The organism is Ureibacillus sp. FSL K6-0786 (genome assembly GCF_037965165.1).
Classification (GTDB): domain Bacteria; phylum Bacillota; class Bacilli; order Bacillales_A; family Planococcaceae; genus Ureibacillus; species Ureibacillus thermosphaericus.
Genome location: NZ_CP150191.1, coordinates 944,976 through 965,090, shown reverse-complemented (window position 1 = coordinate 965,090; position 20,115 = coordinate 944,976). Strand labels below are relative to the sequence as shown.

21 protein-coding genes are annotated in these 20,115 nt (G+C 37.8%); 19 read left to right on the top strand and 2 right to left on the bottom strand.

What is annotated here, in order from left to right:
- Window positions 1–21 precede the first annotated feature (21 nt).
- From NSQ18_RS04685 to NSQ18_RS04675, 3 genes are read left to right on the top strand one after another with little or no spacing between them, the layout of a single operon-like run.
- Complete coding sequence (locus NSQ18_RS04685; protein ID WP_016837252.1) at window positions 22–486, top strand: low molecular weight protein arginine phosphatase; 465 nt, start codon at window positions 22–24, stop codon at window positions 484–486.
- Window positions 470–1,765 carry a methyl-accepting chemotaxis protein gene (locus tag NSQ18_RS04680; protein ID WP_016837251.1) on the top strand — a complete coding sequence of 432 codons (1,296 nt, stop codon included), beginning with the start codon at window positions 470–472 and terminating at the stop codon, window positions 1,763–1,765. Before NSQ18_RS04685 ends, NSQ18_RS04680 begins: the two co-directional genes overlap by 17 nt.
- Window positions 1,766–1,817: 52 nt before the next feature.
- Window positions 1,818–2,150, top strand: a complete 333-nt coding sequence (locus NSQ18_RS04675; RefSeq protein ID WP_016837250.1) for a cytochrome c — start codon at window positions 1,818–1,820, stop codon at window positions 2,148–2,150.
- A 263-nt stretch (window positions 2,151–2,413) separates the two neighbouring features.
- Here NSQ18_RS04675 and NSQ18_RS04670 read toward each other — a convergent pair whose 3' ends face one another.
- Together NSQ18_RS04670 and NSQ18_RS04665 are read right to left on the bottom strand one after the other, a co-directional pair.
- A complete protein-coding gene (locus NSQ18_RS04670) occupies window positions 2,414–3,910 on the bottom strand; it encodes an IPT/TIG domain-containing protein (protein WP_339289218.1) in 1,497 nt (498 codons plus the stop codon).
- A complete protein-coding gene (locus tag NSQ18_RS04665; protein WP_339289216.1) occupies window positions 3,907–4,497 on the bottom strand; it encodes a hypothetical protein in 591 nt (196 codons plus the stop codon). The genes NSQ18_RS04670 and NSQ18_RS04665 overlap by 4 nt, the downstream gene beginning before the upstream one ends.
- A gap of 344 nt (window positions 4,498–4,841) precedes the next feature.
- Here NSQ18_RS04665 and rpiB point away from each other — a divergent pair, with 344 nt between their 5' ends.
- The 16 genes from rpiB (at window position 4,842) to murA (ending at window position 19,487) form a co-directional block, all read left to right on the top strand.
- Window positions 4,842–5,279, top strand: coding sequence for a ribose 5-phosphate isomerase B (gene rpiB / locus NSQ18_RS04660; RefSeq protein ID WP_016837247.1), 438 nt, complete (start codon window positions 4,842–4,844; stop codon window positions 5,277–5,279).
- Between the two features lie 8 nt (window positions 5,280–5,287).
- Entirely contained in the window at window positions 5,288–5,854 is a 567-nt protein-coding gene (locus NSQ18_RS04655) for a TIGR01440 family protein (RefSeq protein ID WP_016837246.1), read from the top strand.
- 217 nt (window positions 5,855–6,071) lie between these two features.
- Entirely contained in the window at window positions 6,072–7,334 is a 1,263-nt protein-coding gene (glyA, locus tag NSQ18_RS04650) for a serine hydroxymethyltransferase (protein ID WP_016837245.1), read from the top strand.
- A 743-nt stretch (window positions 7,335–8,077) separates the two neighbouring features.
- The gene (gene upp / locus NSQ18_RS04645) at window positions 8,078–8,707 is read left to right on the top strand and encodes a uracil phosphoribosyltransferase (protein ID WP_016837243.1); all 630 of its coding nucleotides are present in this window, start codon (window positions 8,078–8,080) and stop codon (window positions 8,705–8,707) included.
- 76 nt (window positions 8,708–8,783) lie between these two features.
- Window positions 8,784–9,908, top strand: a complete 1,125-nt coding sequence (gene wecB / locus NSQ18_RS04640) for a UDP-N-acetylglucosamine 2-epimerase (non-hydrolyzing) (RefSeq protein ID WP_339289212.1) — start codon at window positions 8,784–8,786, stop codon at window positions 9,906–9,908.
- A 455-nt stretch (window positions 9,909–10,363) separates the two neighbouring features.
- Window positions 10,364–10,738, top strand: coding sequence for an ATP synthase subunit I (locus NSQ18_RS04635; RefSeq protein WP_016837241.1), 375 nt, complete (start codon window positions 10,364–10,366; stop codon window positions 10,736–10,738).
- Window positions 10,739–10,767: 29 nt separating this feature from the next.
- Complete coding sequence (atpB, locus tag NSQ18_RS04630; RefSeq protein WP_016837240.1) at window positions 10,768–11,493, top strand: F0F1 ATP synthase subunit A; 726 nt, start codon at window positions 10,768–10,770, stop codon at window positions 11,491–11,493.
- Between the two features lie 84 nt (window positions 11,494–11,577).
- Entirely contained in the window at window positions 11,578–11,790 is a 213-nt protein-coding gene (gene atpE / locus NSQ18_RS04625; RefSeq protein WP_016837239.1) for a F0F1 ATP synthase subunit C, read from the top strand.
- Between the two features lie 225 nt (window positions 11,791–12,015).
- Window positions 12,016–12,540 carry a F0F1 ATP synthase subunit B gene (atpF, locus tag NSQ18_RS04620; RefSeq protein WP_026018982.1) on the top strand — a complete coding sequence of 175 codons (525 nt, stop codon included), beginning with the start codon at window positions 12,016–12,018 and terminating at the stop codon, window positions 12,538–12,540.
- Entirely contained in the window at window positions 12,537–13,079 is a 543-nt protein-coding gene (locus tag NSQ18_RS04615) for a F0F1 ATP synthase subunit delta (protein WP_016837237.1), read from the top strand. Before atpF ends, NSQ18_RS04615 begins: the two co-directional genes overlap by 4 nt.
- A gap of 20 nt (window positions 13,080–13,099) precedes the next feature.
- Window positions 13,100–14,611, top strand: coding sequence for a F0F1 ATP synthase subunit alpha (atpA, locus tag NSQ18_RS04610; protein WP_016837236.1), 1,512 nt, complete (start codon window positions 13,100–13,102; stop codon window positions 14,609–14,611).
- Between the two features lie 79 nt (window positions 14,612–14,690).
- Complete coding sequence (gene atpG / locus NSQ18_RS04605; RefSeq protein ID WP_016837235.1) at window positions 14,691–15,557, top strand: ATP synthase F1 subunit gamma; 867 nt, start codon at window positions 14,691–14,693, stop codon at window positions 15,555–15,557.
- Window positions 15,558–15,604: 47 nt separating this feature from the next.
- Window positions 15,605–17,020, top strand: a complete 1,416-nt coding sequence (gene atpD, locus NSQ18_RS04600; RefSeq protein WP_096550335.1) for a F0F1 ATP synthase subunit beta — start codon at window positions 15,605–15,607, stop codon at window positions 17,018–17,020.
- Window positions 17,021–17,045: 25 nt separating this feature from the next.
- Window positions 17,046–17,453: a F0F1 ATP synthase subunit epsilon gene (locus tag NSQ18_RS04595; protein WP_016837233.1), complete on the top strand. Its 408-nt coding sequence runs from the start codon at window positions 17,046–17,048 to the stop codon at window positions 17,451–17,453.
- Window positions 17,454–17,553: 100 nt separating this feature from the next.
- Window positions 17,554–17,799 (top strand): DUF1146 family protein, encoded by a 246-nt coding sequence (locus NSQ18_RS04590; protein ID WP_016837232.1) that lies wholly within the window; start codon window positions 17,554–17,556, stop codon window positions 17,797–17,799.
- A gap of 371 nt (window positions 17,800–18,170) precedes the next feature.
- Window positions 18,171–19,487 carry a UDP-N-acetylglucosamine 1-carboxyvinyltransferase gene (murA, locus tag NSQ18_RS04585; RefSeq protein ID WP_339289206.1) on the top strand — a complete coding sequence of 439 codons (1,317 nt, stop codon included), beginning with the start codon at window positions 18,171–18,173 and terminating at the stop codon, window positions 19,485–19,487.
- Window positions 19,488–20,115 lie beyond the last annotated feature (628 nt).

Below are 20,115 nucleotides of genomic sequence, written 5' to 3'. Positions count from 1 at the left end.
AAGGAAGAGTGAGAGGGTACCATGAATATTTATTTTGTTTGTACAGGAAATACATGTAGAAGTCCGATGGCAGAAGCCATCTTAAAGCACAAAAATATCGATGGCATCCAAGTGAAGTCAGCAGGGATATACGCACTAGAAGGAGGGAAGATATCAGAACATTCTAAAAGCGTTTTAGAGCAAGAAAATATTCAATTTCATCACACAACAAGACAAGTAAATGAAGAAGATATTGCATGGGCAGATTTAATTTTAACGATGACAGCCGCTCACCGCGATATGATTCTACAATTTTATGAACAAGCAAGAGGAAAAACTTATACTCTTAAAGAATATGTAACACCATATAGTTCTTTGGATGTATCCGATCCTTATGGTGGTGATTTGAACACATATAAAAACACATATGAAGAATTAAATAGACTCATTGAGGAATTAGTGAACAAAATAACTGGAGGTGGTAAAGAAGATGAAGAAAACATTTAGTATTCGCTGGAAGCTTGTTCTATTTGTTGGAGTTTTAGCCATTGTCACTTATTCAACAAGCTTTGTATTCATCCGCTTTTTACATCCTTACTTTTTCTCGCAATTTAGCATATTTTCAAACAAACTTATCTTTGAGATTATTACATACTTACTAGGTATTACTTGGTCATGTATTTTAGCTGCCGTATGTAGCGTTGTATTGACGAAACCGCTTGAAAAACTTGAGAAAACAGCAACGAGAGTAGCGGAAGGTAAAATTGGGCAAGATGTGGAAATGCCAAAAACTCATGACGAAATTCGTTCAGTGGCAGAAGCTTTCCAACTGATGTTGCAAAATTTACGTCAAATGGTTGAAAGCATTGATGTAAACTTCCAAAAAACGAATGAAACCATTATTGAACTATCCGAGCAAACAACGAGAGCTACAAGAAAAGCAGAGGGTATTGCTGAAACCGTTGGACAAATTTCAGCGGGGGCAGAAGCTTCTGCAATTGCGGTTCAAGAAACAGTTGAAGCCATTGAAGATGTGAGACAATTGGCTTCGGAAGTAAATCGAAAAGCATTGAACTCAAGAGAAGAATCTTTGCAAATTATCGAAAACTTAAAAATTACTTCGAGTGCTTTTAACAACTTGATTGAAAGCATTCAAAAAATTACGTTAGGAAATGAAAAAGCACTTGAGAGCATTCATCAATTGGAAAAAAATGCTGAGCAAATTGGGAACATCATTAGTCTTGTTGGTGACATTGCAGCACAAACAAACTTGCTTGCACTGAATGCATCAATTGAGGCAGCGAGAGCTGGTGAGCATGGAAAAGGTTTTGCTGTTGTAGCTGAAGAAGTGCGTAATCTTGCAGATGAAAGTGCGAAGGCAGTACAAGGAATTGCAGATTTAATTAAAACTATGCAAGAAAACGTGCATGTCGTTGTAAGACAAATGAATGAACAAGTATCATTCGCGAAAAAAGAATCAACGAAAATTACAGAAGCAACAGCGATTGTTGAGCAAATGTCAACTAGCGTACGCGAAATGGCAGATGCTGTTATTCAAATTTCACAATTAATTGAGAAACAAATGGAAAATATTGAAACGACTGCTCGTCAATCCCAAGAAGTTGCAGCGATTGCAGAAGAAACATCTGCTGGTGCTACAGAAGTGAAAGGTTCAACAGATGAACAAGCTGTAAGTTTAGAGCAAGTAGAAAAACTTTCCCAAGAATTAAAACAACAGTCTGAGCAATTATACAGATTCATTCAACAATTCGATCGTTCAAACTAATTTCTATGAAACTGGGGATATGTTTAAAGGAACTTTCTAGGGGGATATAGTTTTGAAACGATGCAAAGGGGTTTTCATCATAAGTATTGGATTAATCTTGGGACTCAGCGCATGCAGTGGCGTTCATGATGAATCAACTGAAGCAGCATCAGAAGAAACAATTAATGAAGCACTTGCTGCTGAGGGAGAAAAGATTGTAAATTCAAGTTGTACCGGTTGCCACGGAATTGATTTATCAGGTGATCTTGGTCCGAGTTTACATAATCTATCATTATCAAAAGATCAGATTATTGAAATTTTGATAAAAGGCCGAAAATCAATGCCACCTGGTACTGCAAACGGCAAGGAAGAGGAAGTAGCCGAATATTTATTGACATTAAAGTAGGACAAGCATTTGACACAAAGCTCGAACGGAAAATGATGACGTTCGGGTTTTTTATTTTGGGAGTGAATTTGCCGAAATTAATTCATGAGTTCAAAATGTGGGCTTATGTAGCGTGGGATATACGCCATAGTGAAATAAAATGGAAGCGTACCTGAGAAATTAAAGAACTAATCCACCGCCAATCAAAAATTAAAGGCTGTTTAGAAAGGGTTTTTACTTCCTAAACAGCTCTTTTCATCATAGCTATGCGTGCCATACAAAGATCATTCTGTGATCTCAAACATCGCTCGAATTGCTGGAATACCCGTGCCTGGATGATCATCTCGATAGGTTAACATCGGTCTTAAATAATATGTCGGTTGCGTTTGTTGTCCTTTATAAATGGATGGATAGATATCGATGAATTGATACCCTGGATCACCAGTTGCAACTAATTTTACTTTCACTGTACCTTGCGTATTAAATCCACAAATATATCCAACATAACTGTTGTTATATAAAACCGCTAATGCATTATCGAATTCAGTCCAACCAGAACCTTTGATTGTTATCACAAACTCAGTGCCAACGGGTCCGGATGAAGGAGAAACTGACACAAGGGAAGGTAAAATTCTTAAATATGTTTGACCGTAGACTTCATCTCCCACTTTGACATCTATTAAATGCGGAAGCCCACCTAAATCATCAGGAATTGCAAATTCATAAGTTACAGTTCCTTTGTCATCAGTCGTTGCTTCTCCCAAGTCAAAAATTTCTGGGCCATATCCCTCTGCCGTAACACGAGTACCGACCATTGTATGCCAATCAAACTTCACTTTTTCATTTTTTGGTAATCCAGAAGCAGTTAATACAACAGGTTCGCCTACTGTACCTTCAGAATGATTCAGTGTTACTGTCACGCCATCTTTATTTTTCGGTGTAGGCATCTTGATTCCGCCATCTGCTGCTTTTGGAGCCTCTTCCACATAAGACTCAGTTGTAATTGGTTTATCGTCTGTAATTTCAAAAGTGAAATAATGGGTATCGATATAGTTAATGGCGGAACTGCTTCGGCTCAAATAAGGGAATCCACTTGCTCCGCTTTCAACTGTGATGCTGTGAAGCCCCTTTTTCCCTGTAGCTCGGAATACGGCTTCCGCTTTACCGTTAGTTGTAATCGCTGTAATCATACCTGTATACTTATTATCCCAGTTTACGTGCCATAAACTACCGAACATTTTCCAACTTAAGCCTTCTCCTTTTATAATCACTTCCGTTCCAGGAGGGCCAGAAGTTGGGCTCATCGTAAACACCGTTTCAACAAAGAAATTGGCTTTTGCGACAACTTCATCTTCTTGATAGATGAGAATATCGTGGTCATCGCCAAATCCATTTGGAATAGAAAAAGTTCCTTTCCATTGACCAGAAGTATCGGTTGTTCCTTCTGATACAATTTTTTCCACCGGTTCATAAGCGGCTCCGATAAAAGAATAATTATCTTCTATCTGATATGAACCAATCATATCTACCCATACGACTTTTAATGGTGTATCAGGCTTTAATGATTCAACGGTAAGAGTAACTTCATCTCCAATACGGCCGCTATTTTGACTTAATGACACTTTTCCTATTAAATTCATATCTTTTTGTTCGGAAGCATTTTGTTCAGACTCATTTCTAGCTTCATCATTTGTTTTTTCAGATTCTTGACTAGTAACAGTACAGCCTGCCATGATTGCGATCAATAATAGTAGTGTGATGAACCGATTTCTATTCATCATGAAGCAGATTCCTCACCTTCAGAAGGTGCCGTTTCTTCAGATGAATCTTCTTCTGGTGTTTGTGTCTCCAATAACATTCTCGCTTCCTCACCCTTTTCAAGAATCGTTAATTTAGATAATGAAACATTGAATGGTTCATAGAAAAATTCTTTTCCGTCCACTTCCGCAACAATCTTGTAATCTAAAGTTCCAGTAGGGAAGTCATCTGGTACTGTCCAACTTACTGTATAAAGGAGAGTTCCTTCTTGTCCGTGCGGTCCAAGCTTCATTTCGTACTCATCCCCAGTTGCTAAAACCACTTTGACTTTCGCGTTTTCTACTGTTTCATTGGTAGTTTGGTCAACAACATTTGCACGGAATACAATCGTATGTCCTCGTTCAAATCGGCTATCTACTACACAAACTGCATCAGCCTGTAGGTGAGAATTAATTGTGTCAGCAAGTACAACAATAGAATTTTCTTCGGTTGTTTCACTTAATTTGTTGCTATTTTCCTCTGATTTTGAATTTCCTCCGCTACAGCCTGTAACGAGAAGTGCAGCAAATAAAACCCCTACAAACCACTTTCCCCCAGCTATCATTAACAACAAATCCCCCTTTAAGTTTTATATTTTCTTCCAATAAAATGGAAGATATGAACGTCATATTACAGTAAAAGTGGAAAAATCAAGAATTATCGATCCTGTATATGGAAATAGTACGATAGGTGAAAGGATTTAAGAACTATTTGGTATAAAGAAAATTTCCGAATAATTTAAAGAAAAAAGGGAAATTTGATAAGATTTTGTATGAAAAATGAACAATTTTTTATGTTTGGTGAAAAAATATTCGTATTTTCATAAAAAATAGGCTGAAAAGGATGTGAAAATCCGTGTTAATCTTTTATAATTAGTGGTACACTGTTGGTAAATAAGCTTTAGGAGGTAAACAGGTGAAAGTAGCAATTTCATCAGACCATGGTGGTATGAATTTACGCAAAGAAATCATGGATCTGTTAGACGAGATGAATATTGAATATGAAGATTTTGGTCCAAAAATATCTGAATCGGTTGATTATCCAGACTATGCTCTTCCAGTGGCGGAAGGAGTAGCAAGCGGAAAGTACGACCGAGGTATTTTAATTTGTGGAACGGGAATTGGTATGTCCATCGTTGCCAATAAAGTAAAAGGTGTTCGATGCGCACTAGTTCACGATGTATTTAGTGCCAAAGCTACGAGATGTCACAATGACTCAAATGTACTTGCAATGGGAGAAAGAGTCATTGGTCCAGGTCTTGCGCGGGAAATCGTAAAAACATGGTTGAATACTGATTTTGAAGGCGGTCGTCATGAACGTCGTGTAAATAAAATTACTGAACTTGAAGGGTGAGTCGTCAAATGGCTCTAGAAACCATTCGGAATCAAATAATACAGCTATTGAAAGAGTTTGAAGTGCAAGTTGAAATGATGCCTGGACAGTTATTTGTCGTAGGTTGCTCTACATCAGAAGTAAAAGGTTCTAAAATAGGAACTGCTGGCTCTATGGAAATTGCTCAAGTGCTATATGAAGCATTGGATGAATTTGCGAAGAAACATCATATTTATCTTGTTTTTCAAGGATGTGAGCACATTAACCGCGCATTAACATTAGAACACGAAGCGGCGGTGAAGTATGGCCTAGAGCCAGTCTCTGTAATTCCTGTTGCAACTGCTGGAGGATCGATGAGTGCATACGCTTATACGAAAATGAACAATCCAGTTGTCGTAGAACATGTTCGCGCGCATGCAGGAATAGACATAGGACAAACTTTCATTGGCATGCATTTAAAAGAAGTAGTCGTTCCTGTTCGCACATCGGTACGTCAAATCGGAGAAGCGATTGTTACTACGGCAAAAACTCGGCCAAAGCTCATCGGTGGTAGCCGTGCAGTTTATGAACGGCAAGAAGGAAGAACATGCCATTGATCATTTTAATTGATAGATTTTTTAATAATTTTCGATAACTCAATGTACCTATATAATAGTGAAAATAACTGTGATTTGTTTTATATTTAAATCAGAAAGAATAGTTAAAATAATTTAAAGTTTCGAGCAGTTGGAAAACTTCTATTTAAACTAGTTGCATAATAAGTGGAACCTTTTCCCACTTAATTTTAAAAACATAACAATAGGGGGATCTTTGATGGCTTACGAAAAACTAGCAGCACAGGACAAGGCAGTTTTAGAAGCAATTTTAAATGAAAAGAAACGTCAACAAGAAAACATTGAATTAATTGCATCTGAAAATATCGTGACTGAAGCCGTAATGGAAGCACAAGGTTCAGTGTTAACAAACAAATATGCAGAAGGTTATCCAGGTAAACGTTATTACGGTGGATGCGAACATGTGGATGTAGTAGAAGAGATCGCTCGCGAGCGTGCCAAAGAACTATTCGGTGCAAAATTTGCCAATGTTCAACCACACTCTGGCGCTCAAGCAAACATGGCGGTGTATTATACAATTTTACAACCTGGCGATACAGTATTAGGGATGAATTTATCTCATGGTGGTCACTTAACACACGGTTCACCAGTAAACTTCTCTGGTGTTCAATACAATTTCGTTGAATACGGCGTAACAAAAGATACAAATGTGATTGATTATGATGATGTTCGTGCAAAAGCATTAGAACATAAACCAAAATTGATTGTTGCGGGAGCTTCAGCATATCCAAGAGAAATTGATTTCAAAAAATTCCGCGAGATTGCGGATGAAGTTGGCGCTTATTTCATGGTGGATATGGCTCACATCGCTGGCCTTGTTGCTGCTGGTGAACATCCGTCTCCTGTACCATATGCTCACTTCACAACTACAACAACGCATAAAACGTTACGTGGTCCTCGCGGCGGGTTAATACTTACAAACGATGAAGAATTAGCAAAGAAAATCGATAAAGCAGTATTCCCTGGAATTCAAGGTGGACCATTAATGCATGTTATTGCTGCAAAAGCGGTTGCATTTGGAGAAGCGTTAAAACCAGAATTCAAAGAATATGCAAAACAAATTAAGAAAAATGCTCAAGTTCTTGCGGAAACTTTAATTTCTGAAGGATTACAAATTGTTTCAGGCGGAACAGACAACCACTTATTGCTTGTAAATGTTAAATCCGTAGGTCTAACTGGTAAAGTAGCTGAAAAATTATTAGATGAAGTAAAAATTACAGTAAATAAAAACTCTATTCCATTCGATGAAGAAAAACCATTCGTTACTTCTGGTATTCGCATCGGTACGCCTGCAATTACAACACGTGGCTTTAAAGAAGAAGACACAAAAGAAGTTGGTTTAATCATCGCGAAAGTATTGAAAAACCCTGAAGATGAAGCTGTAAAAGAGGAAGCACTTGCACGTGTTAAAGCTTTAACAGATAAATATCCTATTTATGAAGACTTAGTAGTAGGGGAATAATTCCTCTTATGCCCGCTCAAGCTGTTTGAGCGGGATTTTTTTATGAGGGAGTGGAGAATAGCTAATCCAGAAACGGCTTTTTACAAAATAAGAGCTAAAGGGAAAAATGACTTTTCGAATGAAGAGATAATAGTCAAAATTTAAAGCATAATAGCCAACCAGAGGAAGATAATAGTCAACCCTGTGCACATAATAGCCAAAGGGGAAAAATGACTTTTCGAATGAACGGATACTAGTCAAAATTTAAAGCATAATAGCCACCCAGAGGGAGATAATAGTCAACCCTGTAAACATAATAGCCAAAGGGAAAAAATAACTACTTGAATAAATGGATAATAGTCAAAATCAAAAGCATAATAGCCAACCAGAGGGAGATAATAGCCAAACCTTTAAACTTAATAGCCAATGGAAAAAATCGCTCCAAAAAGAAGGGATAATAGTCACCACCCTAGCAGCCATCAATAAAATCCACGTCCCAATTCCTTGTAGGAACAGACTTCATCGCACAGAATACTGTAATAATTCACTTGAAAACCTGCGAAAATTACATAGGACATAAATAAACTTCCAAAACATTTTCGACTTTTAAAAGAAATTGACAACTATGTAAATGCATCGATTATTTGTTTTCTAATGAAATGTTTTTTGTTATACTGATTTGGATAATGTGGAACAATAAAATCCACCTTTAGTCCGTATAGACGATAAAAATTTAATCTTTTCAGAAGTTAGGAGCGAACTACATGAGTAGAGTATATGTATTTGATCATCCACTAATCCAACATAAGTTAACGTATATTCGCGATAAAAACACTGGTACGAAAGAATTTCGTGAACTTGTTGATGAAGTAGCAACATTAATGGCATTCGAAATCACTCGCGATTTACCATTAGAAGAAATTGAAATCGATACACCGATTACAAGAGCAAAAACAAAAGTACTTGCAGGTAAGAAAATCGCTCTTGTTCCGATTTTGCGTGCGGGAATCGGAATGGTTGACGGAGTATTAAAATTAATTCCTGCAGCCAAAGTTGGTCATATCGGATTATACCGTGATCCTGAAACGTTAAAACCAGTTGAGTACTATGTAAAACTTCCTCAAGATGTAAAAGAACGTGAATTTATCGTAGTAGACCCAATGCTTGCAACTGGTGGTTCTGCTGTAGAAGCGATTAACGCGTTGAAAAAGCGAGGAGCAGTAAACATTAAGTTTATGTGTTTAATTGCAGCACCGGAAGGAGTACAAGTATTACAAGAAGCTCATCCGGATGTAGACATCTTCATTGCAGCTTTAGATGAAAAATTGAATGAACATGGCTACATTGTTCCTGGTTTAGGTGACGCGGGTGACCGTCTATTCGGTACGAAATAAATAGAAAATAGATGCGTCCTTCAAAATGAAGGGCGTTTTCTGCAAATTTTGCACAATCAGAAGGGAGTATCATCCGTTGACAAATAAAATTAAAGTAATGACCATCTTCGGTACTAGGCCTGAAGCAATCAAAATGGCACCGGTCGTGTTGGAGCTAAAAAAATATCAAGATGAAATCGAATCAATTGTCACAGTAACGGCACAGCATCGACAAATGCTTGATCAAGTGCTTGAAACTTTCGATATTACACCTGACTACGATTTGAATATCATGAAAGATCGACAAACGTTAATCGATGTGACGGTGAATGCTCTTCAAGGTTTAGATCAAGTCATGAAGGAAGCAAAACCAGACATCGTTTTAGTTCATGGTGATACAACAACAACTTTCGTAGGTAGCCTTGCTGCCTTTTATAACCAAATTGCAATTGGACATGTTGAAGCAGGATTAAGAACTCACAATAAATATTCACCGTATCCAGAAGAAATGAACAGACAACTTACTGGCATCATGGCCGACTTGCATTTTGCACCGACTGAACAATCTAGACAAAACTTGCTAAAAGAAAACAAAAATCCCGACACGATTTTTGTCACAGGCAACACAGCTATTGATGCATTAAAAACAACGGTGAAAGAACACTATACACATCCGATTTTAGATAAAATCGGAAACGATCGCATGATTCTCTTAACAGCACATCGACGTGAAAATTTAGGAGAACCGATGCGTCACATGTTCCGAGCAATCAAACGCTTGCTTCAAGAACATGAAGATGTGCAAGTAGTTTATCCGGTTCATTTAAATCCAGCTGTAAGAGAAGTAGCAAATGAAATTTTAGGTGATGATCCGAGAATTCATTTAATCGAACCGCTTGAAGTATTTGACTTCCATAATTTTGCTGCCCGCTCGTATATGATTTTAACGGATTCAGGAGGCGTGCAAGAAGAAGCACCATCATTAGGAAAACCTGTACTAGTATTGCGTGATACAACAGAGCGTCCAGAAGGTATTGAAGCGGGGACATTAAAACTTGCTGGAACAAATGAAGAAACTATCTATCATTTAGCGAAGGAATTGTTAGAAGATCAAAATGCATATGAGAAAATGGCGAAAGCATCCAATCCATATGGTGACGGCTTCGCATCTCGTCGAATTGTTGATGCGCTATTAACATATTTCCATGAGAAGAAACAATAATTTTACATGAAATTAGATTCTATTAAATAAGTAGAAAATATTGTGAAAATTAAATTTTGTAACAATAAAAATCGTCTAAAATAGATTCTCTGTTGGAAATTTGTCAATATTTTGACAAAGTAAGTTCACTGTGAAGTTTTTCACTAAAACTAATTGACATCAAAAAGCCCCTATTGTATGCTTACAAAGTGTATGAATATTAAGGGGATTCTATTACAAAATGATTTTCAAACCCTTGTAATATCAAGTTTCTACTATGCAAACAGTGGAAACGAAGAATGAAATTTTGCAACGTTGGAAGAGTCTGAATACAAGAGCAATAAAAAGGGAAAAATACATAGCGGTAAAAAATTTTGCCCTCAGAGAAAATATGTAAAATTTGTTTCCACTTGACACTAAACTCTTGTATAACTCAATAGGTACGGCGAATAAATAGGATTCAGGAGATTGAACCAATGTTGGATTTGCACCAAATTTTTATTAAGCAGAAAAAAGCTTTATTTTTTTTGCTTGCCCTATGTATAATAGGATGGTTTTTTACGCCATATCCGACAATTTTCTCGGGAATAGGGATTGGTGCGCTCTTTGGTACTTACAACTTTTGGATTCTTGTTCGAAGAATGGACAAGTTTGACCGTTCCTATCAAGAGGGAAAACGAACAGTGTCTCTTGGTTCAGGTTTACGCTTTGCCTCTGCAGTAGCTGCAGTAGCAATACCGATCGCGTTGCCAAAATACTTCAATGTTGTTAGCTCAGTCATCGGGCTAATGATTCCTTATATTTTCCTCTTTATCGAGGCCTTCATCAGTTTACTCAAAACTAGAAAATAGGTCATTTGAAAGTGAGGTGAGTGCAAGAAATGGAACATGGAGCACCGGAGGTTACTCTGTTTTTAGGAAGCCTTCCTATCAAATTTAATTTAGCGACTGTCTTAACGTTATTAGTAACAGCAGCAATAGTATTTTTAATCGCGTTCATCTCAACGAGAAACTTAAAGTTGAAGCCGACGGGAATGCAAAACTTCATGGAATGGGTAATGGACTTTGTAAAAGGGATTATCAAAAGCAACATGGACTGGAAAACAGGTGGTCGATTCCACGTTCTAGGAATCACGCTTATTATGTTTATTGCAGTTGCGAACCTTTTAGGTCTACCATTCTCAGGTATTTATATACATGGAGATTTATGGTGGAAATCACCAACTGCAGATCCTGTAGTAACATTAACGTTAGCATCAATGGTAACAGTACTTGCAACATTCTATGGTATTAAGTTGCATGGTTTAGGACACTATGCTAAAACTTTTGTTCAGCCAAAAGCATTCTTATTACCATTAAAAATAATCGAAGAGTTTGCAAACACGTTAACACTTGGTTTGCGTCTTTACGGTAACATCTATGCAGGTGAGATTCTATTAGGTCTACTTGCTGGACTAGCTAGCTCAACAATATTCGGCTTTATCGGTGCCATTATCCCAACAATGGCATGGTTAGGATTCTCAATCTTTATCGGCTTTATCCAAGCCTTCGTATTTACAATGTTAACAATGGTTTATATTTCACACAAAGTGAGTGAAGACCATTAATTTTATAAAGTCATAGTGTAATATTCACATTATGCATTTCATCTCAAAAAAATAAAAAAATAATTCCAAGGAGGAAATATTAAGATGGGTTTATTAGCAGCAGCAATTGCAATTGGTTTAGCAGCACTAGGTGCAGGTATTGGTAACGGTTTAATCGTATCTCGTACAGTAGAAGGAATTGCACGTCAACCAGAAGCACGTGGCGTTCTTCAAACTACAATGTTCATCGGGGTAGCGTTAGTAGAAGCCTTACCGATCATCGCTGTAGTAGTTGCGTTCATCGTAATGAACCGATAATTGGTTCCGTGTGGCGAAGGATGATTTGTATAAGAAACTTCGCCATTCCTTTTATTTAAAGGTTTAACTGCAACCATTTTTTATAAAAATGACTGTTAGAAACAATTTTAAATCACAAACAATAGATTTGAAAATAAAAGGCTCTCTTCAAATTTTCGATTGGAAATGAACTGAAGTAGGGCAGACTAAATGGAATTTGAAGCTCTTGAAGGGAGTGAAACAATCGTGAATTTTGAATATCTAGTATTAGGTTCAGATGTTGCTGAAGTAGTTAACCTTGGAGATATTCTTGCAACATTAGTAATCTTCCTCGTATTAATGGCATTATTAAAGAAATTTGCATGGGGTCCATTAATGGGCATCATGAAACAACGTGAGGAATTAGTTGCAAGTGAAATCGACGCGGCTGAAAATGCTCGCAAAGAAGCTGCAAAAGCTTTAGAAGAGCAAAAAGCATTATTAAAAGAAGCTCGCACAGAAGCACAAAAAATTATTGAAAGCGCGAAAAAGCAAGCTGAAGCACAGCGTGATGAAATCGTTGAAACAGCTCGTCAAGAAGCAAATCGCTTAAAAGAATCTGCTGTTCGTGAAATCGAAACAGAAAAAGAAAAAGCGATCGCTTCATTGCGTGAAGAAGTGGTTTCACTTTCAGTTCTTGCAGCATCTAAAGTGCTTGAAAAAGAAATTTCTGAAGAAGATAACAGTGCATTAATTAAAGAAACGATTGCTAAGGCAGGCGAAGCGAAATGAGTAAATCTACTGTAGCTAATCGCTATGCCGAAGCACTTTTTTCTGTAGCACAAAAACAAAATATCGTCGATGAAGTGAATCAAGAACTTCAAGAAATGACAAAAGTCGTAAGTGCAAATCGTGATTTCATTTCATTATTGACGAATCCAAAGTTTTCTTCTGAACGAAAAAAGGAAATCGTTTCCGAACTTTTCAAGGAAGCGAATTCAATCTTACTAAATACAATCAAATTATTAATTGATAAAAAACGTATCAATGAATTAGTGAATATTGCAGAAGCATTTAAAACATTAGCAGCTGACGCTCAAGGCACTGCGGAAGCTACAGTATACTCAACACGCGAACTAACAGAAGAAGAGAAAAAAGACATTTCTACTTCTTTCGCAAAATTAGTTGGCAAAGAGTCATTGAACATTACGAATGTGATTGAACCATCAGTGATTGGTGGAGTTCGAGTTCAAATTGGAAACATGATTTTCGATAACACTGTAGCGAATAAATTAGATAGTCTCAGACGCACGTTAGTCGTTAATAAATAGAAAAGTGAGAGGTGACATTCATGAGCATCAAGGCTGAAGAAATCAGCGCTCTGTTAAGAAAGCAGATTGAAAACTACCAATCTGAATTAGAAGTAAATGAAGTTGGTACTGTAATCACTGTTGGTGACGGTATCGCACGCGCTCATGGCCTCGACAACTGTATGGCAGGAGAACTTCTTGAGTTCGAAAATGGTGTAATGGGTATGGCACAAAACCTAGAAGAAGGCAACGTCGGTATCGTTATTCTAGGTAACTACCTTGGCATCAAAGAAGGCGATACAGTTCGTCGCACAGGTCGTATCATGGAAGTTCCAGTTGGTGAAGAATTAATCGGTCGTGTAGTAAACCCACTTGGTATGCCAGTGGATGGAAAAGGACCTATCAATACAACAAAAACTCGTCCAATCGAAAGCCCAGCTTTCGGGGTTATGGCTCGTAAATCTGTACACGAACCATTGCAAACAGGTATTAAAGCGATTGACGCATTAGTACCAATCGGCCGTGGTCAACGTGAGTTAATCATTGGTGACCGTCAAACAGGTAAAACATCTATCGCAATCGATACAATCTTAAACCAAGCTGACCAAAACATGATTTGTATTTACGTTGCAATCGGTCAGAAAGAATCTACAGTTCGTACGGTTGTTGAAACGCTTCGTAAAAACGGTGCGTTAGATTATTCAATCGTTATCACAGCATCAGCTTCTCAACCAGCACCATTATTATACTTAGCACCATATGCTGGGGTTTCAATGGCTGAGCACTTCATGTTACAAGGTAAACACGTTTTAATTGTGTACGATGATCTTTCTAAACAAGCAGCAGCTTACCGTGAGCTTTCATTGTTATTACGTCGTCCACCAGGTCGTGAAGCTTACCCAGGTGACGTATTCTACTTACACAGCCGTTTACTAGAACGTGCTGCGAAATTAAGTGACGCAATGGGTGCAGGTTCTATTACAGCTCTTCCATTCGTTGAAACACAAGCTGGGGATATTTCTGCTTACATCCCAACAAACGTAATCTCAATCACAGACGGACAAATTTTCTTACAATCTGACCTATTCCACTCAGGTGTACGTCCAGCGATCAACGCCGGTTTATCCGTATCCCGTGTAGGTGGTGCTGCGCAAATCAAAGCGATGAAAAAAGTTGCTGGTACATTGCGTCTTGACTTAGCTGCGTACCGTGAACTTGAAGCATTCGCTCAATTCGGTTCAGATTTAGATAAAGCGACACTTGCAAAACTTGAACGTGGTAAGCGTACAGTTGAAGTGTTAAAACAAGACTTAAACAAACCAATTAAAGTAGAATATCAAGTTGTAATCATTTACGCTCTAACTCGCGGTTACTTAGATGATATTCCAGTAAAAGATATCCGTCGTTTCGAAAATGAGTTGTACAGCTGGTTAGATGTAAACCACACTCACATTTTAGAACATATTCGTACTACAAAAGATTTACCATCAGACGAAGACTTCAAAGCAGCTCTTACAGAATTCAAAAACCAATTTGCTAAATCAGAAGAATGATTCTTTCAGCTTTGCTGAAAGATCTTCTGCTGATTCGTAGCACGAATGATGACTAAAATGAAAAGGTGGTGAAATACCAGTGGCAAGAAGTTTGCGCGATATTAAAAACCGAATCAACTCAACGCGTAAAACAGGACATATTACAAAAGCGATGCAAATGGTGTCCGCTTCTAAAAGATCAAAAGCGGAAGAAAATGCAAAAGCTTACGTTCCTTATATGGAAAAAGTGCAAGACGTTGTTGCATCGATTGCTAGCGGCGCATCAGATGTCTCACACCCAATGTTGACAGCTCGCCCTGTTAAGAAGACGGGTTATATCATTATTGGTTCCGACCGTGGATTGGCTGGAGCTTATAATGCGAACGTAATTCGTGAATTATCACGTACGATAGAAGAACGTCATAAATCAAAAGACGAGTATGTCATTTTATCAATAGGGCGTGTACCTACAGATTATTTTAAAAAGCGTGGCTTAAATGTTGTTGATAGCGTTGTCGGCCTTCCTGACCAACCATCATTCTCCCAAATTAAACAAATCGCACGAAAAGCTGTTGGTATGTTCGCTGATGGTACATATGATGAACTTTATATGTACTATAACCACTACGTGAGCGTTATTTCACAAGTAGTGACAGAGAAAAAAGTATTACCAATTACGGATTTAGCGCCTGCAACAGAAGGGCTTCAAGCATCGTATGAATTCGAACCAAATGCGGAAGCAATTCTAGAAGTATTGCTCCCTCAATATGCTGAAAGCTTAATTTATGGTGCTCTACTTGATGCGAAAGCAAGTGAACATGCTGCACGTATGACTGCCATGAAAACAGCGACAGATAATGCGAATGAACTTATTAAAACACTTACACTTGAATACAACCGTGCTCGTCAAGCATCGATTACACAAGAAATTACTGAAATTGTTAGTGGAGCAGAAGCCATCCAATAGGCTAGCTTCTTGTTGCGTATAAATGTACGATAGGAGGGTACACAGGAATGAACAAAGGACATGTTCTTCAGGTAATGGGTCCAGTCGTTGACGTAAAATTCCCGAACGGACAATTACCAAATATCTACGATGCTTTAACAGTTAACATCAATCGTCCTGGTGAAGATACTGTTACTTTGACATTAGAAGTAGCATTACATCTTGGTGACGACTCTGTCCGCACAATTGCCATGGCCTCTACAGACGGTCTTCAACGTGGCGCGGAAGTAACAAATACGAATGCACCAATCTCTGTTCCAGTTGGTGAAGTAACACTAGGACGCGTATTCAACGTTCTTGGTGAACCAATTGACGAAAAAGAAGATATTCCAGGAGAAGCTCGTCGTGATCCAATTCACCGCGAAGCTCCAACATTTGAAGAATTATCTACAAAAGTAGAAATTCTTGAAACAGGTATTAAAGTAGTTGACTTATTAGCTCCTTATATTAAAGGTGGTAAAGTAGGTCTATTCGGTGGTGCCGGAGTAGGTAAAACGGTACTTATCCAAGAATTAATTCACAACATCGCACAAGAACACGGTGGTATCTCTGTATTCGCTGGTGTAGGTGAACGTACTCGTGAAGGTAACGACTTATATCATGAAATGAGCGATTCCGGAGTTATTAGTAAAACTGCCATGGTATTCGGACAAATGAACGAACCACCTGGTGCACGTATGCGCGTTGCCCTAACAGGTTTAACAATGGCAGAATACTTCCGTGATGAACAAGGTCAAGACGTACTTTTATTCATCGACAACATCTTCCGCTTCACGCAAGCAGGTTCGGAAGTATCAGCCCTACTTGGTCGTATGCCATCAGCCGTTGGTTACCAACCAACACTTGCTACAGAAATGGGTAACTTACAAGAACGTATCACATCTACAAATAAAGGTTCTATTACATCTATTCAAGCGATTTATGTACCAGCCGACGACTATACTGACCCGGCTCCAGCTACAACATTCGCTCACTTAGACTCTACAACAAACCTTGAACGTAAATTATCTGAGATGGGTATTTACCCTGCGGTGGACCCACTAGCATCTACTTCTCGTGCGTTATCACCAGAAATCGTTGGTGAAGAACACTATCAAGTAGCTCGTGGTGTACAACAAACATTACAACGTTATCGTGAATTACAAGACATCATCGCAATCTTAGGTATGGATGAATTATCTGAAGAAGATAAGAAAACAGTTGAACGTGCACGTCGCATTCAATTCTTCTTATCACAAAACTTCCACGTTGCTGAGCAATTCACTGGTCAACCAGGTTCATACGTTCCTGTAAAAGACACAGTGCGCAGCTTCAAAGAAATCTTAGAAGGTAAATATGACCATTTACCAGAAGATGCATTCCGTTTAGTAGGAAGCATTGAAGACGTAATCGAAAGAGCTAAAGCAATGGGCGTAGAGGTATAATGTTACGGACGGAGGAGGAAAAAAAATGAAGACAGTTCAAGTCAATATTGTCACTCCGGACGGCCCAGTATACGATTCAGAAATCGCAATGGTAATTGCTAAAACAGTTTCTGGGGATATCGGTATTCTTCCAGGTCATATTCCTTTAGTGGCACCGCTTGAAATCAGTGCGGTAAAACTAAAGTTAGCAGACGGTTCACAAAAAGCAGTAGCCGTTAGCGGTGGCTTTATTGAAGTTCGTCCAGATAAAATCTCGATTCTGGCACCTTCAGCTGAAGTTGCTGAGAACATTGATCTTGCTCGCGCTCAAGCAGCAAAGAAAAGAGCAGAAGAACGTTTACAAAGTAAGTCCGATGACATTGATTTTAAACGGGCAGAATTAGCTTTGAAACGTGCGATCAATCGTATCAACGTTTATGAGGGTAGAATTTAATGAATAAGCGGGCAGTTTAACTGTCCGCTTTTAATATGTTATATCCTTCTTTGAAGATACATCATTTTAATTAGACTATCCTGTTTGAGGAGACGTGCATATGAATAATATTTATCAAACTATTGGAATTCAAGCCGCAATTGGATTATTTTCCCATATTCTATTTATTTGTATAGCATTCTATGCATTGCAATCTATTCGATTAGATGTCGTGTTTAAAAAGGGAAAGACTTTTCAAATTCAACTCATGTATATATTGTTAAGCATTGTTTTAGGATACAGTGTATCAAAGTTTGTCCTTGATTTTACAGGTTTATCAAAACAATTACCGTTTATTTTTTCGTAATGTACTTTTATTTTGCACAACAGTTCCCTTCTATTATTTATATGGTTTGTAAGGGCAAATGACAATTTATGACTCCTTTGTCGTTACAATACATATACGTGTTATTTCCTGGGCAATCATGTAGATAATTTTGAGACAAAAATGACATAAAAAGTTGGAAAAGTAAGCAAAATTTAATATTTCGTAAAAATTCACCATCAATCCTTGTTGTGCGTAATATATAATTGTAGATATATGATGAAAAATATCTGAAATTAGTATTTTTAGTCACTTGTAAATATTTGATTTAAGCATTACTATGAATATGGTTTGTTTTTTTATTGATTGATTGTGATAGACATCATTGGAGAATGGATTCGGAGGGACGATTTGTGGATAAAATGATTGTTACAGGAGGCCGAAGATTACAAGGAAAAGTTAAAATAGAAGGGGCAAAAAATGCTGTATTGCCAATTTTAACTGCTTCGTTGCTAGCTTCTAAGAATACTAGTGTTATAAAAGACGTCCCGAACTTAGCGGATGTTCATACCATAAATGAAGTATTAAAAAGCTTAAATGCTGAAGTAAAATATGATGTTGAAAATAATGAATTTCATATAAATGCTGAAAAGAAATTGTTAAGCGAAGCTCCCTTTGACTATGTTAGCAAAATGCGCGCCTCAATTTTAGTGATGGGATCTCTTTTAGCTCGAAATGGATATGCTCGTGTTGCAATGCCTGGTGGTTGTGCAATTGGTTCCCGGCCTATTGAATTTCATTTAAAAGGTTTTGAAGCCATGGGAGCAAAAATTTCCTTCGGTCATGGGTATGTGGAAGCAAAAGTGGAAAATCGTTTAAAAGGTGCGAATATTTATTTAGATTTTCCAAGTGTGGGAGCAACAGAAAATATCATGACGGCTGCTGCTTTAGCTGAAGGAACAACAATTATTGAAAATGCAGCAAAAGAACCGGAAATTGTCGATTTAGCAAATTTCATCAACAAAATGGGCGGTCGTGTCACAGGAGCAGGAACTGACACAATCCGCATTGAAGGTGTGGATGAACTGCACGGAACAATTCATCATGTAATACCAGACCGAATTGAGGCAGGGACTTTTATGGTAGCTGCAGCAATTACTCGTGGTGATATTTTAATAGAAAACGTGATTCCTGAACATTTGACAGCTTTAATTGCAAAAATGAGTGAAATGGGCGTGAAGATTACGGAAGAAGGAAATGGACTTCGAGTATGTGCATCTGAACCGTTAAAAGCAGTTGATGTGAAAACGATGCCATATCCAGGATTCCCTACAGATATGCAAGCCCAAATGATGGCGTTAATGTTAACAGCTCAAGGAACGAGTATCATTACTGAAACGGTTTTTGAAAATCGCTTTATGCATGTTGAAGAGTTTCGTCGCATGAATGCGTCGTTGAAAATTGAAGGCCGTTCAACGTTTGTCGAAGGACCAGTGAAATTGCAAGGTGCAGAGGTTGCAGCAACAGACCTGCGTGCAGCTGCAGCATTGATTTTAGCTGGGTTAGCTTCAGAAGGAGTCACTCGCGTAACTAAACTGCATCATTTGGATCGGGGATATGTCGACTTCGAAAAGAAATTGCGTGCACTTGGAGCAAATATTGAACGCGTTTCTAACAATACAATTGAAGAGAAACCAATTGTTACGACGGAAACTACGTTAAATGTGTAAGTGATTTTAAGGGCAATCTATTTTTCTATTGCACAATATGTTATGTGTGTTTAATTTATTCCCATCAATCGTGGAAAGAACGACAAAATCTTGTGGGTGAGGTTTTGTCGTTTTATTTTTGTCTTTCATTTAATAAGCAGAAAGGGTTATTTGCTTCTTGAAAGACAAGATAGTGAATGGAGGAGTTATTCGTTAAATTTGTGAAAATAATCCTTATATATTGGATAATAGTCAAACTTAGGAAGATAATAGCCAAACTTGATAGGATAATAGTCAAGTCCCCGAAAATAATAGCCATTCGAAAAAAATCTCTACATGAGAAATCCGATAATAATCAAACTTAGGAAGATAATAGCCAAACCCGACAAGATAATAGTCAACTCAAAGAAAATAATAGCCATACGAAAAAAATCGCTTCCTGAGACATCGGATAATAGTCAAATTCGGGAAGATAATAGCCAAACTTGATAGGATAATAGTCAAGTCTCCGAAAATAATAGCCACACGAAAAAAATTCCTTCCAGAGACATTAGATAATAGTCAAATTCGGGAAGATAATAGCCAAACCCGACAAGATAATAGTCAAATCAACGAAAATAATAGCCACACGAAAAAAATCTCTACATGA